Genomic DNA, 24053 nt, shown 5'->3' with positions numbered 1-24053 from the left:
ATGGAACAGGCGGCCGAACCGGTACTCGACATCAGGGGATTGCGAACGATCTTCCGCATCTGCGGCGGCGAGATCGCAGCGGTCAACGATATCGACCTGACCATCGCCGCCGGCGAGACGCTGGCGCTCGTCGGCGAATCCGGCTCCGGCAAGTCGGTCACCAGCCTGTCGGTCATGCGGCTGCTCACCCGCAACATCGGTGTGATCGCCGCCGGCAGCATCCGCCTGACGACGAGGAGCGGCGCGGTCCAGGATCTTGTTTCCCTGGATGAAGAGAGCATGCGCAGGATCAGGGGCGACGAGATCGGCATGGTGTTCCAGGAGCCGATGTCGAGCCTCAATCCCGTTTTCACGATCGGTGACCAGATCGCCGAGCCGATCCGCATCCATCGCGGCGCAAGCCGGAAGGCGGCAATGAACGCAGCCGTCACCCTGCTGGAAAGCGTCGGCATACCGGACGCCCGGCGCCGTGTTGACCAATATCCGCACGAATTGTCGGGCGGCATGCGCCAGCGCGCCACCATCGCCATGGCGCTTGCCTGCGATCCGGCGCTCCTGATCGCCGATGAGCCGACCACGGCGCTCGACGTGACGATCCAGGCGCAGATCCTCGATCTGCTGCTCAAGCTGCAGATCGAGCGCGGCATGGCCATGCTCTTCGTTACCCACAATCTCGGCGTGGTCGCCGAAATCGCCCATCGCGTCGCGGTGATGTATGCCGGAAGGATTGTCGAGCAAGGGCCGGTCGACGAGGTTTTCCGCGATCCGAAGCATCCCTACACGATGGGCCTTCTCGCCTCCATGCCGCGGCTTGGCGAGGCATCGCGGATGAAACAGGCAGGCGAAAAACTCTCTGCCATTCCCGGCATGGTTCCGAGCCTGATGAACATGCCGAGCGGCTGCGCCTTTTCCCCACGCTGCAAATTCGCCATCGACGCCTGCCGCGCCGCGATTCCGGCACTCGAACAGGTCAATCCGCAGCACCGCAGCCGCTGCATCAAATGGCAGGAGATCTAGATGAACGCGCCCCTGCTCTCCGTCCGCGACCTCTCGAAACATTATATTTCCCGCGGCGCGCGGCTGAACATTCTTGAGGGCATCTCCTTCGATATCGCCAAGGGGGAGGTCGTCGGGCTGGTCGGCGAATCCGGCAGCGGAAAGACCACGATCGGGCGTTCCGTCCTTCGGCTGGTCGAACCTTCCTCGGGCAGTGTCCGCTTCGACGGACAGGAACTCACCGGACTTTCCGCTTCGGCGCTGAGGCGGCAACGGCCACGCATGCAGTATATTTTCCAGGACCCCTTCGCCAGTCTGTCGCCGCGCATGACGATCGGCCAAATCCTGACGGAGGGCCTGAAGATCCAGGGGATCGGATCGGCACGCGACAGGCTTGAACGAGCGCAAGCCGCGTTGGCCCAGGTCGATCTGCCCACTGACGCGATCAATCGCTACGCGCATGAATTTTCCGGCGGCCAGCGCCAGCGCATCGGCATCGCCCGGGCATTGACCTTGTCGCCGGAATTCATCGTTGCCGACGAGCCGGTCTCGGCCCTCGACGTGTCGATCCAGGCGCAGGTGATCAACCTGTTGCGCGAGCTGCAGCAGCAGCTTGGCCTTACCATGCTGTTCATCTCGCATGACCTCGCCGTCGTCGAATATATCTGCGACAGGGTGATCGTGCTCTATCTCGGCCGCATCATGGAAATCGCCGCGAGTGCCGATCTCTATGCGAGGCCGCAACATCCCTATACACGCGCGCTTCTCTCGGCGATTCCGTCGCCCGATCCGGATGCCCGCCGGAACCGGCAGATTTTGAAAGGCGATATTCCAAACCCGGCCAATCCGCCGAGCGGATGCGTCTTTCGCACGCGCTGTCCGAGCGCCCTCGATGACTGTGCCGGCGCCATTCCACCATTGCGGGAAATCGCGCCCGGCCATTTCAAGGCCTGCATCCGCGACGACCTCGACTGATCCGTCATCCAGAGCATGATGCCGAAAAGTGTGAGCGGTTTTCGGGCGACATCATGCCCTAACTCTTTAATTTAGAACAGGATTCAGATTTTAGAGGGAAAACAGATGAACGCGAAGACGCCGCATCCGGCCATCGGCGGAAACTGGGCGAGCCTGCTTCTGCCGATCGCAGCCGACGACAGCATCGAATTCGATAAGCTCGGCGAAGAGATCGACATCCTCATCGAGGCCGGCGTCGACGGCATCTATTCGAACGGCACCGCCGGCGAATTCCACAATCAGACGGAGGAGGAATTCGACAGGACCCAGGCAATGCTCGCCGAACGCTGCCAGGCTTCCTCCATGCCATTCGTGATCGGCGCCTGCCAGCCAGACCCGCGGATCATGCTCAATCGCGTCCGCCGCGCCGCCGCGCTCGATCCGCGCGCCATTCAGGTCATCTTGCCGGACTGGTGGCCGCTCACCGACGCCGAAGCGGTCGACTTCCTGAAACGGGCGGCCGACGTTGCCTGCGGAATTCCGCTCATCCTCTACAATCCCCCGCATGCAAAACGGGTGCTGACGCCGAAGGAACTGGGCATGCTCTGCGCGGCAGTGCCCGAGGTGATCGGCGTCAAGCTCGCCGACGGCGACGCCGCCTGGTATGCCGAAACACGCCGGCATTTGTCCGGGCTTTCGCTCTTCGTTCCCGGCCATCATCTGGCAACCGGCATCAGGCAAGGCGTCGCAGCAGGCTCCTTTTCCAATGTGGCCTGCCTTAGTCCGCGCGGTGCTCAGCTCTGGACGCTCTCGATGCGAAGCGATCTCGACGCCGCACTCGAGTTGGAACGACGCATCTGCACGTTCATGGAAAGCCATATCGTCCCGTTTCGCCGGGAATTCGGCTATTCGAACGCCGCTCTCGACAAGCTTTTGAGCGCCATCGGCAATTGGGGACCCGTCGGCACGCGTTTGCGGTTTCCCTATCGTTCCATAGACATAGCGGAAGCGGTCAGGTTGCGTGGCATCGCACGCTCCGAACTTCCCGATCTTTTCCGCTGAGATTGCCTCGGGGTGAACGGCCGCCCTCCTTGGAGTAATGACCGGGGCAATACAGGCCCATAAGGACCGGCAACTCGACCCTGGCCTTGAGCGAAGAGAAGAATTTTCTGGTTGTCGCAAATGAAAAATCTGTTTTACTGATTTGCACTGCTGTGGCTTTAAGGGGGATATTGCCGATGGTGGGGACCCGCAGGGATATTTTGCTTGGTGGTTTGGCGTTACTTGGCGCCGGTGCAGTCGGCAGACCGGCGTTCGCCGCGGCGTCTTCCTATTTTGACGGCACCATCGTCGACAATGGCGTGACCTTCCGAAGGACCAACTTCGCCAAGATCGACAGACGGTGGCACCGCCAGGTCGTCAAATATTTCAGCAGCGAGCCGATCGGCACCGTCGTTGTCGATACAAGGCACCATTTTCTCTACGTGATCATGGAGAACAAAACCGCCATTCGCTACGGCGTCGGCGTCGGCCGCGAGGGGTTCAAATGGTTTGGCCGCGCCACGATCGACGCCAAATCGCTTTGGCCACAATGGACGCCGCCGCCGGAGATGCGCAAGCGCCATCCCGAACTGCCCGAATTCGTGGCGGGAGGCTCCCCGAAAAACCCGCTTGGACCCCGCGCCATGTACCTGCATCGCGACGGCGTCGACACCGGCTATCGCTTCCATGGCACGCTCGAACCCTGGAGTATCGGCAAGGATGCCTCCAGCGGCTGTATCCGCATGTTCAACGAAGACGCCATCGACCTTTACCAGCGTTGCCCGATCGGCACGGCCGTACAGGTTCTCCCGCATATTGCCGACCAGGCCGAAAGCACCACGCAGGTCAGCCAAACAACCCCGGTCGAATAAGGAATATCACTCCGATGTCTGCTACGACCGGATACACCAGCCGCCTTCTCGCCGCGGCCATGCTCCTGGCGCTTGCCGCCTGCTCCACCACGGAGGTCGCCTCCCTGGAAGAACCGACTGCGGCGCCGATGACCGGCCAGACCAACGATCCTGCGCCCGGCTTCGAAAACGTCGCGGCGGGCAGCGAAGAGGATTTTATCCTCAATGTCGGCCGACGGATCTACTTCAAGCAGGACTCGGCCGCACTCGATTCCGTCGCCATGGCAACCTTGGACAACCAGGCCAATTGGCTCAACAGGAACCCGACCTGGCTGCTCAAGCTGCAGGGATTTGCCGACGATTCCGGTTCCGCGTCCAAAATGGAAACGCTGTCGCAGAAGCGCGCCGATGCGGCGATGGCCTATCTCGCCTCGAAGGGCGTGGACGCCAAGCGCATGTGGGCCAAGGGTTACGGCAACGATCGCGAAGTCCGCGACTGCACGGAGCGCTCCTGCAAGGTGCAGAACCGGCGCGTCGTCACCAATCTCCGCACCCAGCCCGACGCGGCGTGATCGATGCCAATAGCCGCATCGGCGATAGAATCTGCAACATCAGCCGAACTGACAATCGAACCGGGCCGCATCTTCCGATGCTGCGCACTCTGCGGATGGATCTTCTGCGATAGATAGCTCGCTCCTCAGCACTTTGATGTCCTCGTTGAGACTTGCGACATCATCAAAAAAGATCCCGTGAAGACCAATCGCGCCCTTCGATCGTTACTTGCGGCGAAAGCGCTCTTGGCGATAAAGACGATTAAGTCGCTAGTTAGTTTATATTTAGCAACGAGAGATCACAAATGACTTTAATTGCTGCGCTCGTACGGTCCCCATATTTTCTAGCTGTTGGAGACGCACTCCTTACGACCAACTCCCGTGTTCACCACGACTCTCCAATTCCGACACAGCGATTGCCCAACGAGACCGAACAAATGTTTGATAGTGGCCGGTGGGTCGCAGGCCTTGCCCGGAAAATTTTCCCGATTGGCCCGTTTCTGGTTCTGGGCTGGAGCGGAACGATGGGTGCTTACGAGCATTCAATCAAGTTTCTATTCGCAAACTCCCCAGATGTTATGCCGAGCGTTTCCGATTTCCAATACTTAGTAGAGAAAGCGAAGCTTCCTCGCGGTGTAGACGCTAGCTGGTTCATCTTCGGCATATCGAATGACTGCGGACCGGTTTCCATTTCTCATAATATAGCTATAAACACCCCTAAGGACGGTAATTTCAATTTACTTGGCGGGTCTGGGCGAGAGCATTTTCAACAATTCTTAGATGAACAGAACATAGCCTCACTCGACGGAGTTGACTTATTCCCAGAGTTGCTTGGCGTATGTGCCAAGTATTTGCTGTCACAACATCGACAGGGACGTTTTCTGGAAGAAGGAGTCGGAGGAGCCTTCGACATTATAGTGAGCGGAGAAGCAAATTTCGAGCAACTTGACCGCGTACTATATGTATTCCGTGACTATTGGGATGAGGACGAAGCAAAACTTGTCCGGAGCGACGTGGAAAACGTTACCAAAACAGGCCGTACTTTCAGCAAAATCGAAGCCGTATACTACACAACTCACCTGGGCAGTTCACTGTTTGTGGGCCGTTGGCATCAAGGCGGACCGGATTTCTTTGAAGTCAAAACGCCGTACATTCAGCCTTCGCCACTGGAGAAAACGCCGCACGTTTGGGGCGTCGACTATGTTGTAGAAACTCTGACTCACTGTTCTGGAAAAAGACCAATCTCGCTCCTTCCATCTTCGAAGGAATATGATTTTCAACCCGATGCCAACGGTTACTCAAATCTGAAACTTCCAATGGAACTCTCGGAAGAATGTGAGCAAGCCCTGAGAGCAGGTCCAGAAGCACGCCGAACTGAGACAAGTACCTGAAACGGATCGCTTGGCTGAGCCGGTCACACGTCAGAAAACGCTCTCCTTGTCGACCATGTGGGAGAGCTGACGAGACCCAGCCGCGCCGCGCCAACAGGAGATCGTCGAAAACGATCCCCACATCAGTCGTTACAGCCAGCAAACGAGCTAATCGAGAATGCTACCGTCAGGACGAAGGCGGCAGGAGATAAGCCGATGGCGACGGCAGGTCGACGATGAACCGGATATCCGCGGCATTCGCCGCCACGACCAATTGGTAGTCGCCGGGTTCGGCCCGGAAGGCGCCGGCCTCGATATCGAAATAAGCGAGATCGCGTGGCCGGATCTTCATCACGGCGGTGCCGGTCTCGCCGGGCTGCAGTGAAAGCTTTGCGAAGGCGCGCAGTTCCTTGTCCGGCCGCTCCACCTTGGTCTTCGGCGAACGCACATAGAGCTGCACCAGTTCGGATCCTGCCCGGTCGCCCGTATTGGTCAGGTCGACACTGACAGTCACGCCTTCGGCACCCATTTCGCCGGCCGACAGCCGCGGTGCACCCCAGTTGAAGCGGGTATAGCCAAGGCCGAAGCCGAAGGGGAAGAGCGGCTCGACGGCATGGGTATCGTGATGACGGTAACCGACGAAGACGCCTTCGGCATAGTGCACATGCCCATCCTTGCCGGGATAGACGGCGAGATCGCCTGTGATGGCGGAATTGTCGGCCAATGCCTTCGGGAATGTCTGCGGCAGGCGGCCGCCGGGCTCGACATCACCGAACAGCACATCGGCGAGCGCATTGCCGAGTTCCTGCCCCGGATACCACATCTCAAGCACGGCGCGGACCTTGCCGAGCCAGGGCATTTCCACCGGGCCACCGGTCTGCAGCACGACGACGGTATTGGCGTTGGCGGCCGCCACCCGCTCGATCAGTTCTTCCTGCCGGCCCGGAAGCCGCATGTCGGGCAGGTCCAACCCTTCCGTATCCCATTCTCCGTCGCGGCCGACGAAGAGAAGCGCGATATCGGCATTGCCGGCCGTCTCGACGGCTGCCTCGATATCGGCCTCGCCGAGCGGTTTTTCCACGCCGAAACGAATGGCGATAAGGTTGATGCCCTCGCCGCTCGCGATGGACGGCTCATATTCGACAATGACCTCATAGGTGCGGCCGGCTTCGAGCGGCACGGTGCCGCGCTGTTCGTCATTGGCGGTGCCGAAATAGTTTTCGCCGCGCGTCCAGCCCTCATGGCCGTCGACCGTCAGTGCACCGTCGACGAAGAGACGCGCCAGGCCGGCATTGGTCATGCCGAAGACATGTTCGCCGCTCTCCTCCGGCACGAATTGCATGGTCATCCTGGCCGAGAAATCGGCCGGATCGAGATCGCCGGACGGCAGCTCGAACCAGAAGAATTCGCCCTTGTCGACGATTTCCAAATGCAACGGATTGCCCTTGCAGCCCCGGCCCTTGAAATATTCGACGGTGATCTTGCCCTTGAACACGTCGATAAGACGGTTATGGCGGCAGCCGACCGCATGGCTGATGCTGTTGGCATTGGCAAGGGCGGCGCGAATGCCTTCGAGCGGGCTCACCGTATAATGCGCCGCGATCTGCGCGCTGCCGCCACCCATGACGCGCGCACTTGCCGCATTGGGGCCGATGACGGCGATGCGGTCGAGCGAGGTCTTGGCAAGCGGCAGGATGCCGTCATTCTTCAGCAGAACCGCGCCCTCCGCGCCGAGGCGCCGGATCAGCGCCCGATCCTCAGGCAGGTCGATCGCCCGCTCGGTGAGATCGGGCTTGCTCTTGAAGGCACCGACCCGCTCAAGCAGAATCAGCATCCGTCGCGCTGCCGCCCGCACGGTTTCGGCCTCGACCTTGCCCTCGCGCACGGCGGCAACGAGCTTGTCGCCGCGATCACGCGCCGGACCCGGCATTTCGAGATCGAGACCGGCATTGATCGTCTCTTCAATCGAATGCGATCCGAACCAGTCGGACATGACGATGCCATCGAAGCCCCATTCCTCGCGAAGCACCTTGGTCAGCAGCCAGTGATGCTCGCTGGTATAGGTGCCGTTGAGGCGGTTATAGGAGGACATGACCGCCATCACGCCGGCGCGGCGCACCGCCTGTTCGAAGGGCGGCAGATAGATTTCGCGCAGCGTCCGCTCGTCGATATCGGAAGACATGGTCTGCCGCTCGATCTCGGATTCGTTGCCGGCAAAATGCTTGATCGTCGCTGCGATCCCCTCACCCTGCACGCCGTCGATATAGGCAACGGCGAGTTCTGCGGTCAGCATCGGATCTTCGGAATAACATTCGAAATTTCGGCCGTTGAGGCCGGAACGGTGGATATTCACGGTGGGGGCAAGCAGCACCGCGGCGCCCTTGCTCTTTGCCTGGTGCGCGAGGGCTGCGCCCATCTGCGAAACGAGTTCGGGATTCCAGGTGGCGCCGAGGGCGATGCCGACAGGAAAGCAGGTCGCCTTTACGCCGGCGACCAGCGAGCCCGCGCCGCGCGCGCCGTTCGGCCCGTCCGTTACCTTGATCTTCGGCACGCCGAGACGCTCGACTGGAACGGTCGTCCAGAAATCGGCGCCGGATAGCAGGGAGACCTGCTCCTCGAGCGTCATCTGGTCGAGAATGGAATCGATCATGCAAACCTCCCAAGGAAATCCTTAAACCTACCGATTACTCGGTATTTTTAAGATGTCAATCGGGCAAGTCTGATGTATGGATGGAGAAGCATGGAAGAAATCGGGCGAAGGCGCGCGATTGCCGCGCCAAGAGGCAGACAGGAGACGATGGCAGAATTGCCGGAACAGCAGACCGGAGAGGAAAAACGACGGCGCCGATCCCGCAAGGGAGAGACACGCCGCGCGGAAATCCTGACGGCGGCGATGCGGCATTTTGCCGAAGACGGCTACCAGAATGCGGCGATCGGCGACATCGCCCGGGATGTCGGCCTGTCGCTGCCCGGCCTGCTGCACCATTTCCCCACCAAGGTCGATCTGCTGCTTGCGATCCTCGCCAAACGCGATCTCGAAAGCGCCGATTTCATCGGGCATTATCGCTCCGATCTCAGCGGCCTGCTGCAGGGCATGGTCGCCGTCTTCCGCCGCAACACCGAATTGCTTGAGGTCGTCAGGGCCTTCGCCATCCTGAATGCCGAAAGCCTGATGAAGGACCACCCGGCCAAGGCCTGGTTTCTCGCGCGCACCACGGAGATGCAGAACGACGTCGCCGCGACCTTCGGACGGGCGATTGCCGATGGCACGATCGACGCCAAGATCGATGGCGAAGCGATGGCCGCCGAACTGATCGCGGTAATGGACGGCCTGCAGATGCTCTGGCTGCGCGACCCCACCCGCTTCGACATGGTGGGCGGCCTGGAAGCCTATGTCGGCCGGCTGATGGCAAGCCTCGGGTTGGAAGGCTGATCACATAGAGCTTCCTCGAAGCGGGACAACCAATTCATGATGCGGCTTACCGCTTCGTGATATCTTTGCCCGACCAGCAAACCGGTATGCGTCGTACCCCGGAGACCCAGATAGTCACCGCCAATGTGGCGGGCCGCTGCCCGACCTCGGCGATCGTCGTCTTCACCATTGACGGCTGAGATGACCAGGCTCGGACAGGTGATCTTCGCGCTTTCGATGGAAATTCCCGCCGCTCCGAAATGAAAGGAAAATGCAGCGAATGCCTTTGCGGATTCCATCGACAGGTACCTCCGCTGGAACTCGATATCTTCAAGCGTTTCATCGGCGCTGCTTTGCTCGTCGCGGACCGGTGCCGGCACGATAAGGCCAGGCGTCCGTGGCGCAAGATCGGCATAGGGCACCTCGTCATGCACCTGCCTGCAAATGCTGGAATCGATCAGCACCAGGCCAGCAATCCTGACGCTTTCCGCCAGTTTCTGGCTAAGGATTCCTCCCATGCTGAAGCCGATCACGATTGGGGGGACTGCGTATTCCTCAGCGATTTCGAAGATCGCCTGCCGGATGTCGTCGAGGTAGTCCTCAAAGGTGACTTTGGTCAAATCGACCGATCTGCTTTTGTAATGGCCGCGCAAATTGAGGCAACACGCTGTCCATCCGGCCGATATGAAGTGAGGAATGTACTTGCTCCACATCCAGCTGCCGGTGAAGGCGCCGTGAACGAAGAGCAGAGGCGGCCGGGCGGATTGTTCCGAAGCGTCGTTGCCTGGAAATATTTCCAGAAACAGCTCGTTCTCTCCAATGTATGTCGTCACGTGTTCGGGCAATTCTTTTGCATAGTCCCGCATGCCACTCGCTCCTCCGATAAGCGCTGATATCATCAGGCAACAGAGGATATTTCCTACGCAATATTGATCAATGGCTGCTCATGGACATACATAAAAGACAAAATATCTCTAATATGGATTCTGCATGGAAAGCCTCGCGAGCGTTTTCGCCCTTGTTTACGCTGCCGAACAGCAGAGCTATGTCGGGGCCGCGCGCGTCGCCGGAGTTTCACCATCCGCCATCGGAAAAGCGGTCGCGCGTTTGGAAAGCCGATTGGGCGTGCGGCTCTTCAACCGCACGACACGCAGCATCAGCCTGACCGAGGAAGGCGCCCTCCTCTACGAACGCTATAAGCGCATCATCGACGATATGGAGGACGCAGAGGCAACCATCCTGCGGAGCCGGGAACGCCCGAGGGGGCGCCTCCGAGTCAGCGTGCCGCATATCGTCGGCCATCACCTGCTGATGCCGATCCTGCCGATCTTCGCCGAGAGATTTCCGGAGATCGAACTGGATATGGATTTCGAAGACAGGGTCATCGATCTGGTCGCCGAGGGACTGGATGTCGTCGTGCGAAGCGGCGAACTTACCGATGCCCGGTTGATCGCCCGCCGTCTCGGCGATCAGCATTTCGTCGTTTGCGGCAGTCCCGACTACCTCAAGCGTCGCGGACGACCGGAGACGCCTGCTGATCTCGCCCGGCACACCTGCATTCACTTCAAATATCCGTCCAGCGGCCGGATCGCGCCATGGGCATTCCATCCGCCATATGAGCGGCTGCTTTTGCCGAAAAACCTGACCTTCAACAATACCGATGCCGGACTGCGGGCAGCTCAGGACGGCCTCGGGCTCGGCCATCTGCCGGTCTATGTTGCGGAGCCGCACACCCGGGCCGGCACTTTGACCCCCGTCCTCACCGCTTTCATGGCGCCTTTCGGTTCGCTCTCGCTCGTCTGGGCATCCAATCGTCAACTTTCGCCGAAAGTCCGGGCTTTCGTGGATTTCGTCGTCGAGAATTTTGCCGCCCGGCCTGAAGCATTCCGACCGGCGGCAGACTTGTGATGATGATCAGATCTATGTCAGCCGATCGTTTGCGATTGCCGCTGCGTAGCCTCCGACATTTCGCTGGCAGTCACCGCCCCAATAAATCCTCCGATAAGCAGGAAGATTTATTGGAGTCGGAAAGTTTCAACGGGCGTCGGCTTGCCCGGGCATCAAAACTCTTCCCATGAAGCAGCAGCGGCAGTCGCGGTCGCGGCGCGGCCGCCAAAGGCGCCGGCAAGCTTCTGGCCGAGCGTGCGCGCCGGCGAGGCGACCGGTCTGCTTTGCGGGGTGAGGGCACGTGGCGCGGCCTGGGCGGCGTCCAGCTTGAACCGGGCGATCAGTCGGGCGAGATTGGCCGCCTCTTCCGCCAGCCGGTTGGTCGCGGCCGTGGATTCCTCGACCATGGCCGCGTTCTGCTGCGTCACCTGATCCATCTGATTGACCGCGGTCGAGACTTCGGAAAGGCCGGTCGACTGTTCTCTTGCGGCCGTTGCGATCGAGCGCACATGCTCGTCGATCTTGACCACCTGGTCCTGGATGTGGCCGAGCGCCTCGCCAGTCGCCGTCACCAGCTTCACCCCAGAATGGACCTCGTCGCTGGAGCGGTTGATCAGCACCTTGATGTCCTTGGCGGCATTGGCCGAACGCTGCGCCAGTTCGCGCACCTCCTGGGCGACGACGGCAAAGCCCTTGCCGGCTTCGCCGGCGCGGGCCGCCTCGACACCGGCATTGAGCGCCAGAAGATTGGTCTGGAAGGCGATCTCGTCGATGACGCTGATGATCTTGCCGATTTCGCCCGAGGCCTGCTCGATCCGCCCCATGGCCGAAACGGCCTGACTGACGACATCGCTCGACTGGCTGGTGCCCTTCTTCGTCTCGTCGACCATGTGGCTGGCCTCCAAAGCACGCTCCGTCGAATGCTTCACGGCGACGGTGATCTCTTCCAACGCGGAGGAGGTTTCCTCCAGCGACGCCGCCTGCTGCTCTGTGCGCTGCGACAGATCTCCGGAAGCGATGCGCATTTCGCCCGCGCCGCCATTGATGATGTCGACGGCCGCACGCACCTCACCAAGGACGGCGCGCAGGTTGGTCATGGTTGCGTTGACATTGTTCTGCAGCTCCGCGAAGGAGCCCTGGAACTCGCCGCGCATATTCTCCGTCAGGTCGCCATTCGCCAGCGCCGAAATGACCCGGCGGGTTTCCGCAACGCCGTGGTCGACCGAGGCGATGAGCTGATTAAGACCTATGACAATGCGGTTGAGATCGGGATAGCCGAACTCCTCAGGTGCACGGTGCGTGAAATCGCCCGCCGCTGCCGCCGTGATGACCGCGTCGATGCTCTTCTGCATTTCGATAACCTTGGCCCGCTTGTCCGCGCCCGCTGCATCCAGTTCGCGCACCTTGGCGCCGTTCTGCTTGAAGACTCCGACCGCACGCGCCATCTGGCCGATTTCGTCGCGCCGGTCGGCGAAAGGAATGTTGGCATCGAGATCGCCGTTGGCGAGATCGTTCATGCTTTCAGTGATCCGGCCGATCGGCTTTGCGATCACCCGGGCGCCGAACACGGCAGAAGCGATCAGCGTGAAGATCGTCAGCAGGCCCATGCCGAGATTGAGAAAGAGAACGAAAACGGCGGCAGCATTCGCCTCGTCTCCGGCCTTCGTTGCCATCTCCTTTGCCGAATCCACCCCTTCGTCGATCAGCTTGGCCGCCTCATCCGAAAGGGCCAGAAGCTTTGCCTGAGCATCCCTCTGCTTTGCGTCGAGTGAGGTATCGCCGGCTTTGAGGGCGAGCTTCGCCTTGGCGATTTCGACCATCTCGCCGGTTGCTTTAAAAAGGCTGTCGGCCAGGGTTTCGAGTTTCACGATCCGGTCTCGGTTGGCCTGAAGCCGCAATCCACCCATGGCATCGTCAAGGTATTTGATCACCGAATGGTGGCGGGCCGTGAGGTAATCGGCAGCCTTGGCAACCTCGTCTGCGGACGTCGCAAGACGCAGATCGCGCACGCCGACCTGCATGCCCCGCCATGAAGCCTTGGCATCGACCAGATCGCGGGAAACCACCAGCTGGCCTACCTGATATTGCGCACGTTCGTAGACGTGCTGGCCGCCCTGCCAGACGGTGAACAGCATCACCGCCACAAGGAAAATGCCGATGGCGGAAAGCGTGGCCAGTTTGGTGCTGATGCGCGAAAAGATGCTTGCGGGCATGTCTCGGGTCCTGCTGAGCGCAACAGGAGTCCTCATATCCCCTGCCGGCTACGGAATGGGTGATCGACTTCATTCGACCGCCATCTATGCGCCCGGCTTTGTGAGATCACCTCTGTTTCGCAGGGATCACTTTCGCCATGGCCTCGGCCCACTAACAGGCGATAAACATATAATAAAAAGTTCCCCCTCCGCCGGGCCGGGAACTTGGATGCGCGATCGGGATAGGACGCGCCGAAAGTGGATATGGCTGGCGACCGCTATCGCGATCTTACGAACCGGGCGCCCTGTATCTTTCTGGGATGGCGCGCGTCAAGATTGCCTGTCTATGACCGTGACATGCAGGGCATCGAGTATAGGCGCGAGTGCCGACAAGCGGATGAGGTCCAATGCAGGGCTATCGGCCTCAAGGCTGGCAGTGGCCCGGTCATAGATTGCAACGCACTGCTTGTTGGTAATCCGCGACATATAGAGGATACCGTCAAAATCGGTGCGATCGTAGATTTCCTGGCTGAGGCGACGTCCGCTCGTCTGCGCCTTTGCCCGAACCGCATCTGTCGACACCCCGAGCAGGCTTGCACCCTCGTAGCGCAGATCGAGCAGGAAAAGCGGTGCCGGGCTTCGGACAGCGGCAATCGAATAGCGGTCGATTTCCTCCTGCAGTATCAATCGCCCGGTCTTGCCCTGAAACCGGTCACGAACAATCGTTTCCGCTACCGCAGTTGCTGGATCCTGAGCGAGATAGAGCAGACGGAACTTATCCCTGGGGCTCGAAAACCGCGTCTTGCCGAAACCCATGCCCAGCGGCGTTGCCGCATGAGCGCGAGAGATTATCCTGACATAGTCGGTGACGTCGGCCCGAACGGCGAGGCGTTGCAGGATTGCCTTGTCGAGCGTCATTGCACGGCGAAATAGGTCTGAGCCGCGTCGACGACCTCGTCAACGCGATCCTGTTTCAGCAGGTCTATGGGCCTGCGTCCGCCCAACACGGGATTCGGCTGACTGAGCCACAGCCACGCGACCCGCTGATTGGAAACGAGAACGCCGATCGTCCCTATACCTTTTACAGGGCGCCCGTCGATGAATTGTTCAATCGGATAGACGTGTTTCCTCGTCCCTTTCAATAGTGCGATGACCTCACCGGCATGCTGCCAGCGATTAAGGGTGGAGCGCGCAATTCCGAAATCGCGCTGGAGTTCGCTTGCGCCGGCAATCGGCCCGGCCCATTCCTCGAGCTTGCGGGCGACCGCGAGCTCGCCCAGCAATCGCTCGCCCTCCTCCGCCGTGACGATCTTCCCAAGTCCTTCGCCTCCGGACGATTCTACCGCCTTCGGAATCTCAAGCGCGATCTTGCCGCCATCAGGCGCATCGCTGAAAGTCTCCACCAAGCCGCGAATGCGGCTGGCCAGTTCGCCTTGGCGCTTGCTGAGTTCGCGTCGCGCACCGACGGGAAGATCGACGATGGCCGCGGCGGCCGCTCCCGCGATTCTGGCTGACAGGGCAACCGAGCCGGACTCGAATGTGGCGTCGGCTTTCAGCACATCGGCGACTTTGGCGGCAATACGATCGGCGACCTGCGCCCGACGAGCGCGATCCAGCTGCGCTTGGGAACCAACCATGAAACTATCTCCGTTCTTATATGAGCTGATATAGTCTCAAATCACCAATTTGTCCAGTTTGTCCCATTTACTACAGGCGAGAGCGGGTCTCGCACCGCCGCGTCGGAGCGGTAATGCGTAGAGGCGTCAGGCTTTTTGCAATCTCCACGTCCTGATCTCAAACGGCATGATCTCGGCGGGACCCTTCCGCTCCATCGGCTCTTCGAGAATGTTGACCGGCTGCGAGGCCGACCATCCGGACGGCAGGGCCAAGGAGAGGCGGCCGCGCCGGCCGGCGGGTTCGTAGAGGCGCAGGATCAGGCCATCGCCTTCCTCGGCCGGCTTCAGGCCCGAGAAGGCGACCGGGGTGCCGGCAACAGTGAGCGGCGCGAAAGTGCCGGCGGAGAGACCCCTGGCTTCGGTCGCCACGAGCGGCTGGTTGAGGTCGATCGCTTCGTCGAGCACGCCGCCGTCGTGCCAGGTGCCGTCATGCGGCATCAGCGCATAGCTGAAGCTCTGCTCGCCTTCATCGGCCAGCGGATCGGGATAGACCGGCCCGCGCACCAGGCTCATACCGATGACGTTGCCGCGGGCGCTATGGCCGTATTTGGCATTGTTGAGCAGCGCGACGCCGAAACCCGGCTCGCTGATATCGACGAAGCGATGGGCGACGGCCTCGAACATCGCCTGCTCCCAGGAGGTGTTCGTATGCGTTGCCCGCTCGACGATGCCGAAGGCGCATTCGAACGTTGCTTTCCGGGCCTTTACATCGACCGGGTTGATGGTGCGCAGCAAGGTGCGGCGGTCATGCCAGTCGATCGTCGTTTCGATGTCCAGCCGCTTGGCATTGGCTGTCAGCACATAGGTCTGGGTGACACTCGAATGCCGGTAACGGTGGATGACGCGGATCGCCGCGCGGTGCGGGCCGCTCTCGACGAGCGAGATGCTTTCCGGCGCGTCGAGACGGACGGCCTTTTCGGCATAATCGGCCTCCATATCCCAGGCGTCCCAGTTGCGCGGCTTGTCGGCCGGGTAAACCCAGAGCTGGTTGGCGGAGCCATCGACCGCTTCGCGGCCGGATGCCTTGTGAACGAGGCTCGCGACCGCGCCGTCCCTGCCGATGACGACGGCGAGATGATCGTTTTCGAGGCGATCGGAACTTGCTTTCAGACCACCCGCCGGCTGCAGCGCCCGCCTGTCGAAGACCGCGACGGAGAGGGGAGCAACGATATCGGCAGTCGAGACCACCGTGCCGTCGGAGAGCGTCGCGCTGAGCGCCCGCGGCGCAAGCGACGGATTGACGACGACGATCGCCTCGCCAACCCCGCCCTTCGGCAGATTGACCGACAGCGCCTGCAATGCCTTCGCCTGCTCGGCTTTGGCATGCTCGATAACACCGCCGAGCTCCTGTTCCGCATCCTGATAGACCTCGCGGATGCTCGATCCCGGCAGAATGTCGTGGAACTCGTTCTTCAGCACCACACGCCAATCCGCTTCGAGGCTTTTCGGCTTGTCGGCACCCAGCATATGGGCAAGCGAAGCGAGCGTTTCGGCGGTAATCAGCGCGCGCTCCGCTTGGCGGTGTTTGCGTTTGACGCCGCTTTGCGTCGTCAGCGTCGCCCGGTGCAGTTCGAGATAGATCTCGCCGTCCCAGACGGGAAGGTTCTTTTCCCCCGCAGTGCGGTGCGCCTTCTCATAGAAGCTTTTGACGGTGCCCCAGCGCGCCTGCGGGATGGCGGGGAAATCGCGCAGCTGCACTTCGCGCTCCACCATTTCAGGCGTCACGCCGCCGCCGCCGTCGCCGTAGCCGACGGCCAGAAGCGAGGTATCATGCTGCACCTTGCCGCGGAAATTCTTCCATGTCGGCAGATAGCAATCGGCCTGCACGAAGCCATTATATCCCTGCATCGGATTGTCGAAGGTGTGGGTCAGCACCTGGCTGCCGTCGAGGCCCTTCCACCAGAAGAGATCGGAAGGGATATGGTTGGTCTCGCTCCAATTGACCTTGATGGTGAAGAAGCTGTCGATGCCGCCCTGCCTCAGGATCTGCGGCAGCGCGCCTGAAAAGCCGAAGCAATCCGGCAGCCAGCAGACCGTATGGCGGGTGCCGAAAGTGTTTTCGAAATAACGCTGGCCATAGAGAACCTGGCGGACGAGGCTTTCGCCTGTGGGCATGTTGGTGTCCGGCTCCACCCACATGCCGCCGACGGTTTCCCACTTTCCTTCCGCGACCTTCTCCTTGATGCGTTCGAGAAGCTCCGGGTCTTCCTCTTCCATCTGTGCGTAATAATGGGCGGTCGACTGGTTGAAGCGGAAATCGTCGGAGCGCTCCATCAGCGACAGCGCCGTGTTGAAGGTGCGCCGCATCTTCCGCCGCGTCTCGCGATAGGGCCAAAGCCAGGCGAGGTCGATATGGGCATGGCCGGTCAGCAGCAGTTCGCCATTCGGCGGAAAGCGCGTCTGCAACTCCTTCAACCGCGCCGTCAGGACCTCGAACGCGGAAGCCGCCGAAGCACTCTGCTCGTCCGTGAGGCCCGCCGGATTTTCCTGAAGCTCCGGCAGCTCCCAGATCTTCTGCTGCATGACGGCATCGGAGGTGCGGGAGATGTAAGCCGCCGTATCCGACGGCCAGTCGAGGCTGCGCAAGGCCTGCTCGGCGGCATCGACCAGATGCGGTACGACGTCATGTTCGCCGAGCGTCCCGATCGCCTCGGTGACCTGCTTCAGCAGAAGATGCAAGCGATGAGCAGGACCATCGAGCAAAATGAACCGAGCCTTGTTCAGCCGCGGCGCCCGGTTCGGCTCGCCGAACGGAAAGCGCGCGACACTTTCCGTCGCGATCTGGAAGCGGCGGCCCTTGACCGGAAATTCCTGATGATAGGGATCGAGGCCGAACGTCTCCGTCTCGCCGCCGGGATAGCTCAGCGTGATCAGGCTCTCGCCGCCGAGGTCGAGCTGCAGGCGGGTATCCTCGAGCAGCCAGCTCTCCGGCGCCTCCGCACTCGCGGCGAAATGCACCACGCCCTGACGATGCGGCCAGTCCTGATGATGGCCGATCGGCTCCCCCTCGAACGTCCAGCCCTCGATCGCAACACTTTGCCGATCCCGCCAATGCGCGAGCTCGGCGATGCGGACTTTGAGACGATCGAAACGTTGGGCAATGGTCAGAGACATGGCTTATCCTGTTGAATAATCGGCGGCGAACGATCCGGAATCATGGCTTTGGAGATGAAGATGGCGCGACAGAGATCGCGATCGCCGGCCCCTCCTCCCAGCGGGTTCGGCTGACGCTTAGATTAAGTAACTTTGATTTGGCGTCAAGTGCGAAGGTGCGAAGCGAACCCTCTGTTTCTGTCGATGTCCCAAACTGACTTCAATATTGCACTCACTTGCTTCCATTTGTTCCTCTAAGTGGTTTCCAGGCCCATCTTTTGGAGGCTGGCCTGCTCTAAGAGCAACGATTTTTCGTCTGAGCGCCGGGGAACCTCGTGAGGAATAGGTGTGGAAGTCCATTCAATGAAGGTGATCTGAACCCTTCAAACTGGACCAGTTTTGGTTAGAGTTTTCCGGTGGATTTTCCTGGCTGGGAAAGGACCAGAAGACGATGAAAGCATCGCAGTTTTCGGACGCTCAGAAGGCGTTCATTCTGAAGCAAGGTGATGAAGGGGTGTCTGTTGCTGAAATCTGCAGGAAGGTGGGGATCAGCCAAGCGACTTATTTCAACTGGAAGAAAAAATACGCGGGCATGCTGCCACCGGAGATGAAACGGTTGAAGCAGCTCGAGGACGAGAATTCGCGCCTGAAGAAGATCGTCGCGGATCTAACGCTGGACCGCGAGATGTTGCAGGATGTATCCGCCGAAAGCTCTGAGGCCTGCTCGGAAGCGGGAGATGGTGAAAGGCATGTGCCGCGATTGGGCGATCTCGATCCGGCGTGCTTGTGGAGCGTTGAACTTCGATCGATCAACTCACCACTATACCTCTCGCCGTGCTGATCAGGCCGGTCTGGAACGTCGTACGCATGTGCCTCCCTCGGTGTGATCGTCGCCTGACGAGCCCGCTGTTCAATTTGATGTTCTTTAAGTTGTTCTCAGAATCAGCAGTAGAACACCCCAACTTTTTTAGGGCTGGACTACTTTTTCCGCCCAGGTTCCGATCAGCATGCTCAAAAATCGCTCCGCCGCGGGAGAAAGAGTCCCGCCCCGACGGCGCACAATACCTATGGTGCGCGATATCTCAGGGTTGCGAATAGGTCTCGTGACGAGAAACGGATGATCGTCCTGTGGGGTGGCAAGCTTTGGCAGAACCGATATCCCCAGCCCGGCCTCCACTAAGCCAAGGGAGGTCGACAAATGCGTTACCTCATAGGACCATCGCAGTTTAAGGCTTGATTTCGCAAGAGCGGCGTCAAGCAGCGTGCGGTTGCCGCTCGACCTGTGCACGGTGATCAGTTGATACGGTGCAAGATCGTTCCATTCGAGTTCGCTCTTTGCCGCCAGTGGGTGATCCTTGCGCGCGGCCAAAACGAAGGGGTCCTCGATCAGCCTGTCGAAGATCAGGTCTGGATCAGACGAGCCCATGATGTTGACGCCGAATTCGACCTCGCCGCGCGCAACCGCCTGCAGACCATCGGTCGCTGGCAGATCGAGAATTCGGAAGCGTATATTCGGAAATTCTGCGCTGAACTGCCTAATGACCGTAGGCAGGAAATAAAAGGCCGCCGTCGGCAGGCAGGCGATGGTGACCAACCCGCTGCGCTGACCGCCGACGTCGCGCACGGCAAACAGCGATCCGTCGAATTCCTCCAGCATACGTCGCACCAGCGGAATCAGTTCGGCGCCGAGCGCCGTTGCTGACACATGCCGGGTGGTGCGTTCGAGAAGCGGCGCCCCGATTGCGGCTTCAAGCTTCTGTATCCGGCGGCTCAGCGCCGGTTGCGACAAGTTCAAAGCTTCGGCTGAGCGGTGAAAGTTCGCCAATTCAACCACAGAAAGAAAAGCTCGCAGATCCAGTATCTCACAATTAATGCTCATAGCGCATCAGTCCCTCTGAACTTCGCATTTCACATATCAACGCAATTGCTTCAGATTGCAACAAAGAAGCTGATTGATATTTAAATCACATCAGTTGGTGGACAAGCAATCATGAACGATCTGATCTCCATACCCTGCGTTCTGATGCGAGGCGGCACCTCGAAGGGGCCGTTTTTCCTCGCCTCGGATCTGCCAGCGGATCGCGACCAGCGCGACCAGATCCTTCTGTCGGTGATGGGTTCCGGCCATCCGCTACAGATCGACGGCATCGGCGGCGGCAATGCAGTGACGAGCAAAGTCGCCATCGTCGGTCCGGCAAGCCTTGCTGGTGCGGATGTCGATTATCTCTTCGCACAAGTGCGGATCGACCGGCAGATGGTCGATACCTCACCCAATTGCGGAAACATGCTGGCGGCCGTCGGCCCGTTCGCGATCGAGGCCGGCTTGGTGGCCGCATCTGGAGCAACGACGCGGGTGCGGATCCACAACGTCAATACCGGCAAGCTGATCGAGGCAGAAGTCCCGACACCGGACGGTCAGGTCGCCTATCTGGGTGATGCCTCCATCGACGGCGTTCCAGGGTATGCAGCCCCGATCGCCCTCACTTTCATGGATGCCGCAGGTGCCCGCACGGGAAAACTGTTTCCGACCGGAAGCCCGCGCGAGACGATCGACGGGATCGACGTTACCTGCATCGACTGCGCCATGCCGATGATGATTGTCGATGCAGCCGCCATGGGTGTCAGCGGTTATGAGACAGCCGCCGAACTTAACGCCAACGCAGAGCTGCTTCTACGTATCGAAGCGCTGCGGCTGGAAGCCGGGCGGCGGATGGGCATGGGCGATGTGAGCACCCAGGTGACGCCGAAGCCCGTCCTAATCTCGAAACCGAACGCGGGCGGCGATCTGAATGTGCGCTATTTCATGCCGCATCAATGCCACCCTTCGCTGGCCACCACAGGCGCCGTCGGCATTGCCACGGCCGCCGTGACCGCCGATACGGTCGCCTTTACCCTGATTGGCGGGCGCAATCCGCCCGCCGTTCTCGTTCTTGAACATCCCAGCGGACGCCTCGAGGTAAAGCTCGAAACCCGGGACGGCAAGATGATTGCAGGCATTCTGCGCACAGCACGCCGCCTGTTCGAAGGCAAGGTCTTTGCCAAACCTTTTGCGCAAATGGTTTGCGCGGCTTAATTTGAAGTGGCTGCCGGGAGGGCGCCACGTAACCGGGAGGAAATACAATGCGTAAACTCATGCTCGCCCTTGCAGCCACCGTTGCCTTTGCAGCCACGGCCTATGCCGAACCCGTCCGCATCAGTGTCGGGTCCTACAATCTCAACAATCTTCCCTTTCCCGTAGCCGCTGGACTCGGCCTCTACGAGAAGGAAGGTCTTGAGGTGACGGTCGAGAACTTCGCCTCGGGCGGTTCGAAAACCCTTCAGGCACTCGTTGCCGGTTCGACGGATATTGCCGTCGGCTTCTACGACCACACGATACAAATGCAATCGCAGAACAAGTCCGTTGTCGGCTTCGTGCAACTGGCCAGCAATTCCGGCCTCGTACTAGCAGGCGGCAAGAATTCGACCTTCGACCCGGCAAAGCCGGAAACCATCAAGGGCGCCAAGATCGGCATCACCGCACCTGGTTCGTCGTCGGACTTCTTCGTCCGTTATTATCTGCAGCGCCACAATCTTTCCGCCGACGACGTGTCGCTGATCGGCGTAGGCTCCGGATCTGCCGCCGTTGCGGCTCTCGAACAGGGCAAGGTCGATCTGCTCGTGAATTACGATCCAGCTGCAACCTTCATCGAAGCCAAAGGTGTGGGCAAGATCCTCATCGACGCCCGCAGCGACGCAGGCGCCAAGGAAATCTACGGCGGCATATACCCGACCTCAGTGCTCTACGCCACGCAGGACTATATCGACGCCAATCCGGAAACGATCCAGAAGGTTACAAACGCCACGGTGAAGGCGCTGAAATGGATGAACACGCATACGCCGGAAGAGATCGTCGCCACTCTGCCCCAGGAGTTCATATCCGGCGATGCGGAGACCTATACGAAGGCCGTGGCCAACGCCAAGGCGATCTTTTCGGTCGATGGCAAGTTCAACGAAACCGATATCCAGACACCACTGGCCGTGTTGAAGAGCTTCAACGAAAAGGTCGCCGCCAAGGATATCGACCTCAGCAAGACATTCACGAATGCGTTCGTCGACAAGGCGCTCGCCGCCGGTACGAACTGATCGGAAAAGGAGGAGGCCATGGCTTTGGCTGTCGTACAATCATCCCCGCTCGGCAACGAGGAGAAGAACCCAAAGGCGATGGTCTCCATCGACGCGGTCACCATGTCCTTCGGTGCCTATGTGGCAGTGCAGGATGTCAATCTCACGGTGGCGGATGGCGAGTTCCTCGCCATCGTCGGCCCGACGGGCTGTGGCAAGAGCACCGTGCTCAATGCAATTGCTGGACTTTTGAAGCCAGCAAGCGGCCAGGTGTCAATCGACGGCACCCTGGTCAAGGGCGTCCAGACCGATATCGGCTACCTGTTCCAGCAAGATGCATTGCTGCCATGGAAAACAGCAATCGAAAACGTCGAGCTTGGCTTGATGTTTAGGGGAGCCGCTTCGGACGAGCGCCGCGAAAAGTCGATGACCTGGCTTGCCAAGGTCGGGCTTCGCGGCTTCGAGCATCGCTACCCGCACCAACTCTCCGGCGGCCAGCGCAAGCGTGTTCAGATGGCGCAGGCGCTGATCACCGGACCCAAGGTTATTCTCATGGACGAGCCCTTCTCGGCGCTCGATATCCATACCCGTCACCTGATGCAGAACGAGCTTCTGCGCCTGTGGCAGGAAGAGCGCCGCGCCGTCGTCATGATCACCCATGACCTCGAGGAAGCGATTGCGCTGGGCGACCGTGTTGCCATTCTGGCAGCCGGACCGCGTTCGCGCGTGATCGAAAGCTTCCCGGTCGATCTCGAACGGCCGCGAGACGTCGCCGAAATCAAGCTCGATCCGCGCTTCATGGATCTGTACCGCAACATCTGGGCGTCGCTGCGCGGCGAAGTGGAGAAAAGCTATGAACGCCGTGACTGAACGCACCATCCAGATCGGACTACTGGTCTTCATCCTCGGCGGCTGGCAGCTTGGCGTCACCGCCGGTATCATCGACGTCTTCTTCTTTCCGGCGCCGGTCGACATTTTCAACCAGATCGTCAGCTGGATCATTGACCCCAGCTTCTACCGCCATGTCAGCATCACGCTGACAGAAACGGTGCTCGGCTATATCATTGGCACTGGCCTTGGTGTCGCTGCAGGTGTGTGGCTCGGTCTCAGCCGAAGTGCGGCGCGCATTCTCGATCCATTTATCAAGGGCCTGAACGCCATTCCACGCGTCGTGCTGGCACCGATTTTCGTTCTCTGGCTCGGTCTCGGACTCTGGTCGAAGGTAGCGCTTGCCGTGACGCTGGTGTTCTTCATTACTTTCTTCAATGCGATGCAGGGGGTACGCGAAGTCAACCCGGTGGTGCTCGCCAATGCCAAGATCCTCGGCGCGAAACGATCTGAACTGTTGCGGCATGTCTATTTCCCAGCAGCGGCCAGTTGGATACTCTCGTCCCTGCGGACATCCGTAGGGTTCGCGGTGGTCGGCGCGATTATCGGCGAATATCTGGGCGCGTCCGCCGGGCTCGGATATCTGATCGCGCAGGCGGAAGGCAACTTCGATGCCGTGGGCGTGTTCGCCGGCATCATCATCCTGGCGATCTTCGTCTTGATCATCGATCGAATCCTCGACGTCGTCGAAGGACGATTGATCAAATGGCGGCCGAATGCGGCTGAAGAGCGGACCGCCTAGCTGCCCACCGCTGCTATCACTATGAAAATGGCGCCTGCGCCGCGCCATTTTCACGACCTAACAAAGCATCAAAAAATGCAAATACAGGTTGACTCTGAAATAGTCTAATATGGATAAAATGGCAGATATTTTGGTCAGCACATGCGACACTACGTCGAAGCGTGACGTCTCCTTGGAGGTCCGGAAGGTTTCCCGAAGCGTCGGTCAGCATTTTGAATATTTGAGTGAGTTCATTCAATCGCGCGTCATGAGCAAAAGCGAAAGAAACACTGCTCACCTTGAAAGAGAACTAAACCGAC

The 24053-nt window shown here is 60.0% G+C and carries 19 protein-coding genes and 1 pseudogene; 13 read left to right on the top strand and 7 right to left on the bottom strand.

What is annotated here, in order from left to right; genetic code table 11:
• The 6 genes from BBJ66_RS30690 to BBJ66_RS30665 all read left to right on the top strand — a co-directional run bounded on the left by BBJ66_RS30690 (position 1) and on the right by BBJ66_RS30665 (position 5784).
• Positions 1 to 1017, top strand: coding sequence for an ABC transporter ATP-binding protein (locus tag BBJ66_RS30690; RefSeq protein ID WP_071092874.1), 1017 nt, complete (start codon positions 1 to 3; stop codon positions 1015 to 1017).
• Positions 1018 to 1971 (top strand): ABC transporter ATP-binding protein, encoded by a 954-nt coding sequence (locus BBJ66_RS30685; protein WP_071092872.1) that lies wholly within the window; start codon positions 1018 to 1020, stop codon positions 1969 to 1971. It begins immediately after the preceding gene.
• 105 nt (positions 1972 to 2076) lie between these two features.
• Entirely contained in the window at positions 2077 to 3012 is a 936-nt protein-coding gene (locus BBJ66_RS30680; protein WP_071092870.1) for a dihydrodipicolinate synthase family protein, read from the top strand.
• 176 nt (positions 3013 to 3188) lie between these two features.
• Positions 3189 to 3863 (top strand): L,D-transpeptidase, encoded by a 675-nt coding sequence (locus BBJ66_RS30675; protein ID WP_049732152.1) that lies wholly within the window; start codon positions 3189 to 3191, stop codon positions 3861 to 3863.
• 14 nt (positions 3864 to 3877) lie between these two features.
• Complete coding sequence (locus tag BBJ66_RS30670; protein WP_071092868.1) at positions 3878 to 4414, top strand: OmpA family protein; 537 nt, start codon at positions 3878 to 3880, stop codon at positions 4412 to 4414.
• A 416-nt stretch (positions 4415 to 4830) separates the two neighbouring features.
• Complete coding sequence (locus BBJ66_RS30665) at positions 4831 to 5784, top strand: hypothetical protein (RefSeq protein WP_071092867.1); 954 nt, start codon at positions 4831 to 4833, stop codon at positions 5782 to 5784.
• Between the two features lie 166 nt (positions 5785 to 5950).
• On the opposite strand, the gene BBJ66_RS30660 is transcribed toward BBJ66_RS30665, so the two are convergent.
• Entirely contained in the window at positions 5951 to 8413 is a 2463-nt protein-coding gene (locus BBJ66_RS30660; protein WP_071092865.1) for a beta-glucosidase, read from the bottom strand.
• A 147-nt stretch (positions 8414 to 8560) separates the two neighbouring features.
• Here BBJ66_RS30660 and BBJ66_RS30655 point away from each other — a divergent pair, with 147 nt between their 5' ends.
• Positions 8561 to 9196: a TetR/AcrR family transcriptional regulator gene (locus tag BBJ66_RS30655; protein WP_071093095.1), complete on the top strand. Its 636-nt coding sequence runs from the start codon at positions 8561 to 8563 to the stop codon at positions 9194 to 9196.
• On the opposite strand, the gene BBJ66_RS30650 is transcribed toward BBJ66_RS30655, so the two are convergent.
• A complete protein-coding gene (locus BBJ66_RS30650; protein ID WP_071092862.1) occupies positions 9154 to 10041 on the bottom strand; it encodes an alpha/beta hydrolase in 888 nt (295 codons plus the stop codon). The two genes, BBJ66_RS30655 and BBJ66_RS30650, sit on opposite strands and share 43 nt — an antisense overlap.
• A gap of 124 nt (positions 10042 to 10165) precedes the next feature.
• Between BBJ66_RS30650 and BBJ66_RS30645 the strand changes: the two genes are divergently transcribed.
• Entirely contained in the window at positions 10166 to 11083 is a 918-nt protein-coding gene (locus tag BBJ66_RS30645) for a LysR family transcriptional regulator (protein WP_071092861.1), read from the top strand.
• Positions 11084 to 11235: 152 nt separating this feature from the next.
• Here BBJ66_RS30645 and BBJ66_RS30640 read toward each other — a convergent pair whose 3' ends face one another.
• The 4 genes from BBJ66_RS30640 to BBJ66_RS30625 form a co-directional block, all read right to left on the bottom strand.
• Positions 11236 to 13275: a methyl-accepting chemotaxis protein gene (locus tag BBJ66_RS30640; RefSeq protein ID WP_071092859.1), complete on the bottom strand. Its 2040-nt coding sequence runs from the start codon at positions 13273 to 13275 to the stop codon at positions 11236 to 11238.
• Between the two features lie 309 nt (positions 13276 to 13584).
• Positions 13585 to 14172 carry an RES family NAD+ phosphorylase gene (locus BBJ66_RS30635; protein ID WP_082336745.1) on the bottom strand — a complete coding sequence of 196 codons (588 nt, stop codon included), beginning with the start codon at positions 14170 to 14172 and terminating at the stop codon, positions 13585 to 13587.
• On the bottom strand, positions 14169 to 14891 hold the full coding sequence (locus BBJ66_RS30630) for an antitoxin Xre/MbcA/ParS-like domain-containing protein (protein WP_071092858.1): 723 nt from the start codon (positions 14889 to 14891) through the stop codon (positions 14169 to 14171). The genes BBJ66_RS30635 and BBJ66_RS30630 overlap by 4 nt, the downstream gene beginning before the upstream one ends.
• 126 nt (positions 14892 to 15017) lie before the next feature.
• On the bottom strand, positions 15018 to 18044 hold the full coding sequence (locus BBJ66_RS30625; protein ID WP_071092856.1) for an alpha-mannosidase: 3027 nt from the start codon (positions 18042 to 18044) through the stop codon (positions 15018 to 15020).
• A 430-nt stretch (positions 18045 to 18474) separates the two neighbouring features.
• Here BBJ66_RS30625 and BBJ66_RS33910 point away from each other — a divergent pair.
• Positions 18475 to 18886, top strand: a pseudogene (locus tag BBJ66_RS33910) (transposase); the annotation flags it as partial.
• Positions 18887 to 18990: 104 nt separating this feature from the next.
• Here BBJ66_RS33910 and BBJ66_RS30615 read toward each other — a convergent pair.
• Positions 18991 to 19902 (bottom strand): LysR family transcriptional regulator, encoded by a 912-nt coding sequence (locus BBJ66_RS30615; protein WP_071092854.1) that lies wholly within the window; start codon positions 19900 to 19902, stop codon positions 18991 to 18993.
• A 111-nt stretch (positions 19903 to 20013) separates the two neighbouring features.
• On the opposite strand from BBJ66_RS30615, the gene BBJ66_RS30610 reads away from it, so the two are divergent.
• The 4 genes from BBJ66_RS30610 to BBJ66_RS30595 are packed head-to-tail and all read left to right on the top strand — an operon-like array spanning position 20014 to position 23754.
• Positions 20014 to 21096 (top strand): 4-oxalomesaconate tautomerase, encoded by a 1083-nt coding sequence (locus tag BBJ66_RS30610; RefSeq protein WP_049731178.1) that lies wholly within the window; start codon positions 20014 to 20016, stop codon positions 21094 to 21096.
• A 47-nt stretch (positions 21097 to 21143) separates the two neighbouring features.
• Complete coding sequence (locus tag BBJ66_RS30605) at positions 21144 to 22145, top strand: ABC transporter substrate-binding protein (protein ID WP_071092851.1); 1002 nt, start codon at positions 21144 to 21146, stop codon at positions 22143 to 22145.
• An 18-nt stretch (positions 22146 to 22163) separates the two neighbouring features.
• Positions 22164 to 22994 carry an ABC transporter ATP-binding protein gene (locus BBJ66_RS30600; RefSeq protein WP_049731176.1) on the top strand — a complete coding sequence of 277 codons (831 nt, stop codon included), beginning with the start codon at positions 22164 to 22166 and terminating at the stop codon, positions 22992 to 22994.
• On the top strand, positions 22978 to 23754 hold the full coding sequence (locus BBJ66_RS30595) for an ABC transporter permease (protein ID WP_049731175.1): 777 nt from the start codon (positions 22978 to 22980) through the stop codon (positions 23752 to 23754). Before BBJ66_RS30600 ends, BBJ66_RS30595 begins: the two co-directional genes overlap by 17 nt.
• Positions 23755 to 24053: the final 299 nt, after the last annotated feature.

It is taken from the genome of Rhizobium sp. RSm-3, assembly GCF_001854685.1.
In the GTDB taxonomy this organism is placed as follows: domain Bacteria; phylum Pseudomonadota; class Alphaproteobacteria; order Rhizobiales; family Rhizobiaceae; genus Rhizobium; species Rhizobium ecuadorense.
The sequence above is the reverse complement of the archived record's forward strand: the minus strand, read 5'-3'. Positions and strand labels throughout refer to the sequence as shown.

Coding starts and splice junctions, on each gene's coding strand:
- BBJ66_RS30690 (WP_071092874.1), top strand. CDS start 1: ATGGAACAGGCGGCCGAACCGGTACTCGACATCAGGGGATTGCGAACG.
- BBJ66_RS30685 (WP_071092872.1), top strand. CDS start 1,018: ATGAACGCGCCCCTGCTCTCCGTCCGCGACCTCTCGAAACATTATATT.
- BBJ66_RS30680 (WP_071092870.1), top strand. CDS start 2,077: ATGAACGCGAAGACGCCGCATCCGGCCATCGGCGGAAACTGGGCGAGC.
- BBJ66_RS30675 (WP_049732152.1), top strand. CDS start 3,189: ATGGTGGGGACCCGCAGGGATATTTTGCTTGGTGGTTTGGCGTTACTT.
- BBJ66_RS30670 (WP_071092868.1), top strand. CDS start 3,878: ATGTCTGCTACGACCGGATACACCAGCCGCCTTCTCGCCGCGGCCATG.
- BBJ66_RS30665 (WP_071092867.1), top strand. CDS start 4,831: ATGTTTGATAGTGGCCGGTGGGTCGCAGGCCTTGCCCGGAAAATTTTC.
- BBJ66_RS30660 (WP_071092865.1), bottom strand. CDS start 8,413: ATGATCGATTCCATTCTCGACCAGATGACGCTCGAGGAGCAGGTCTCC.
- BBJ66_RS30655 (WP_071093095.1), top strand. CDS start 8,561: ATGGCAGAATTGCCGGAACAGCAGACCGGAGAGGAAAAACGACGGCGC.
- BBJ66_RS30650 (WP_071092862.1), bottom strand. CDS start 10,041: ATGCGGGACTATGCAAAAGAATTGCCCGAACACGTGACGACATACATT.
- BBJ66_RS30645 (WP_071092861.1), top strand. CDS start 10,166: ATGGAAAGCCTCGCGAGCGTTTTCGCCCTTGTTTACGCTGCCGAACAG.
- BBJ66_RS30640 (WP_071092859.1), bottom strand. CDS start 13,275: ATGCCCGCAAGCATCTTTTCGCGCATCAGCACCAAACTGGCCACGCTT.
- BBJ66_RS30635 (WP_082336745.1), bottom strand. CDS start 14,172: ATGACGCTCGACAAGGCAATCCTGCAACGCCTCGCCGTTCGGGCCGAC.
- BBJ66_RS30630 (WP_071092858.1), bottom strand. CDS start 14,891: ATGGTTGGTTCCCAAGCGCAGCTGGATCGCGCTCGTCGGGCGCAGGTC.
- BBJ66_RS30625 (WP_071092856.1), bottom strand. CDS start 18,044: ATGTCTCTGACCATTGCCCAACGTTTCGATCGTCTCAAAGTCCGCATC.
- BBJ66_RS30615 (WP_071092854.1), bottom strand. CDS start 19,902: ATGAGCATTAATTGTGAGATACTGGATCTGCGAGCTTTTCTTTCTGTG.
- BBJ66_RS30610 (WP_049731178.1), top strand. CDS start 20,014: ATGAACGATCTGATCTCCATACCCTGCGTTCTGATGCGAGGCGGCACC.
- BBJ66_RS30605 (WP_071092851.1), top strand. CDS start 21,144: ATGCGTAAACTCATGCTCGCCCTTGCAGCCACCGTTGCCTTTGCAGCC.
- BBJ66_RS30600 (WP_049731176.1), top strand. CDS start 22,164: ATGGCTTTGGCTGTCGTACAATCATCCCCGCTCGGCAACGAGGAGAAG.
- BBJ66_RS30595 (WP_049731175.1), top strand. CDS start 22,978: ATGAACGCCGTGACTGAACGCACCATCCAGATCGGACTACTGGTCTTC.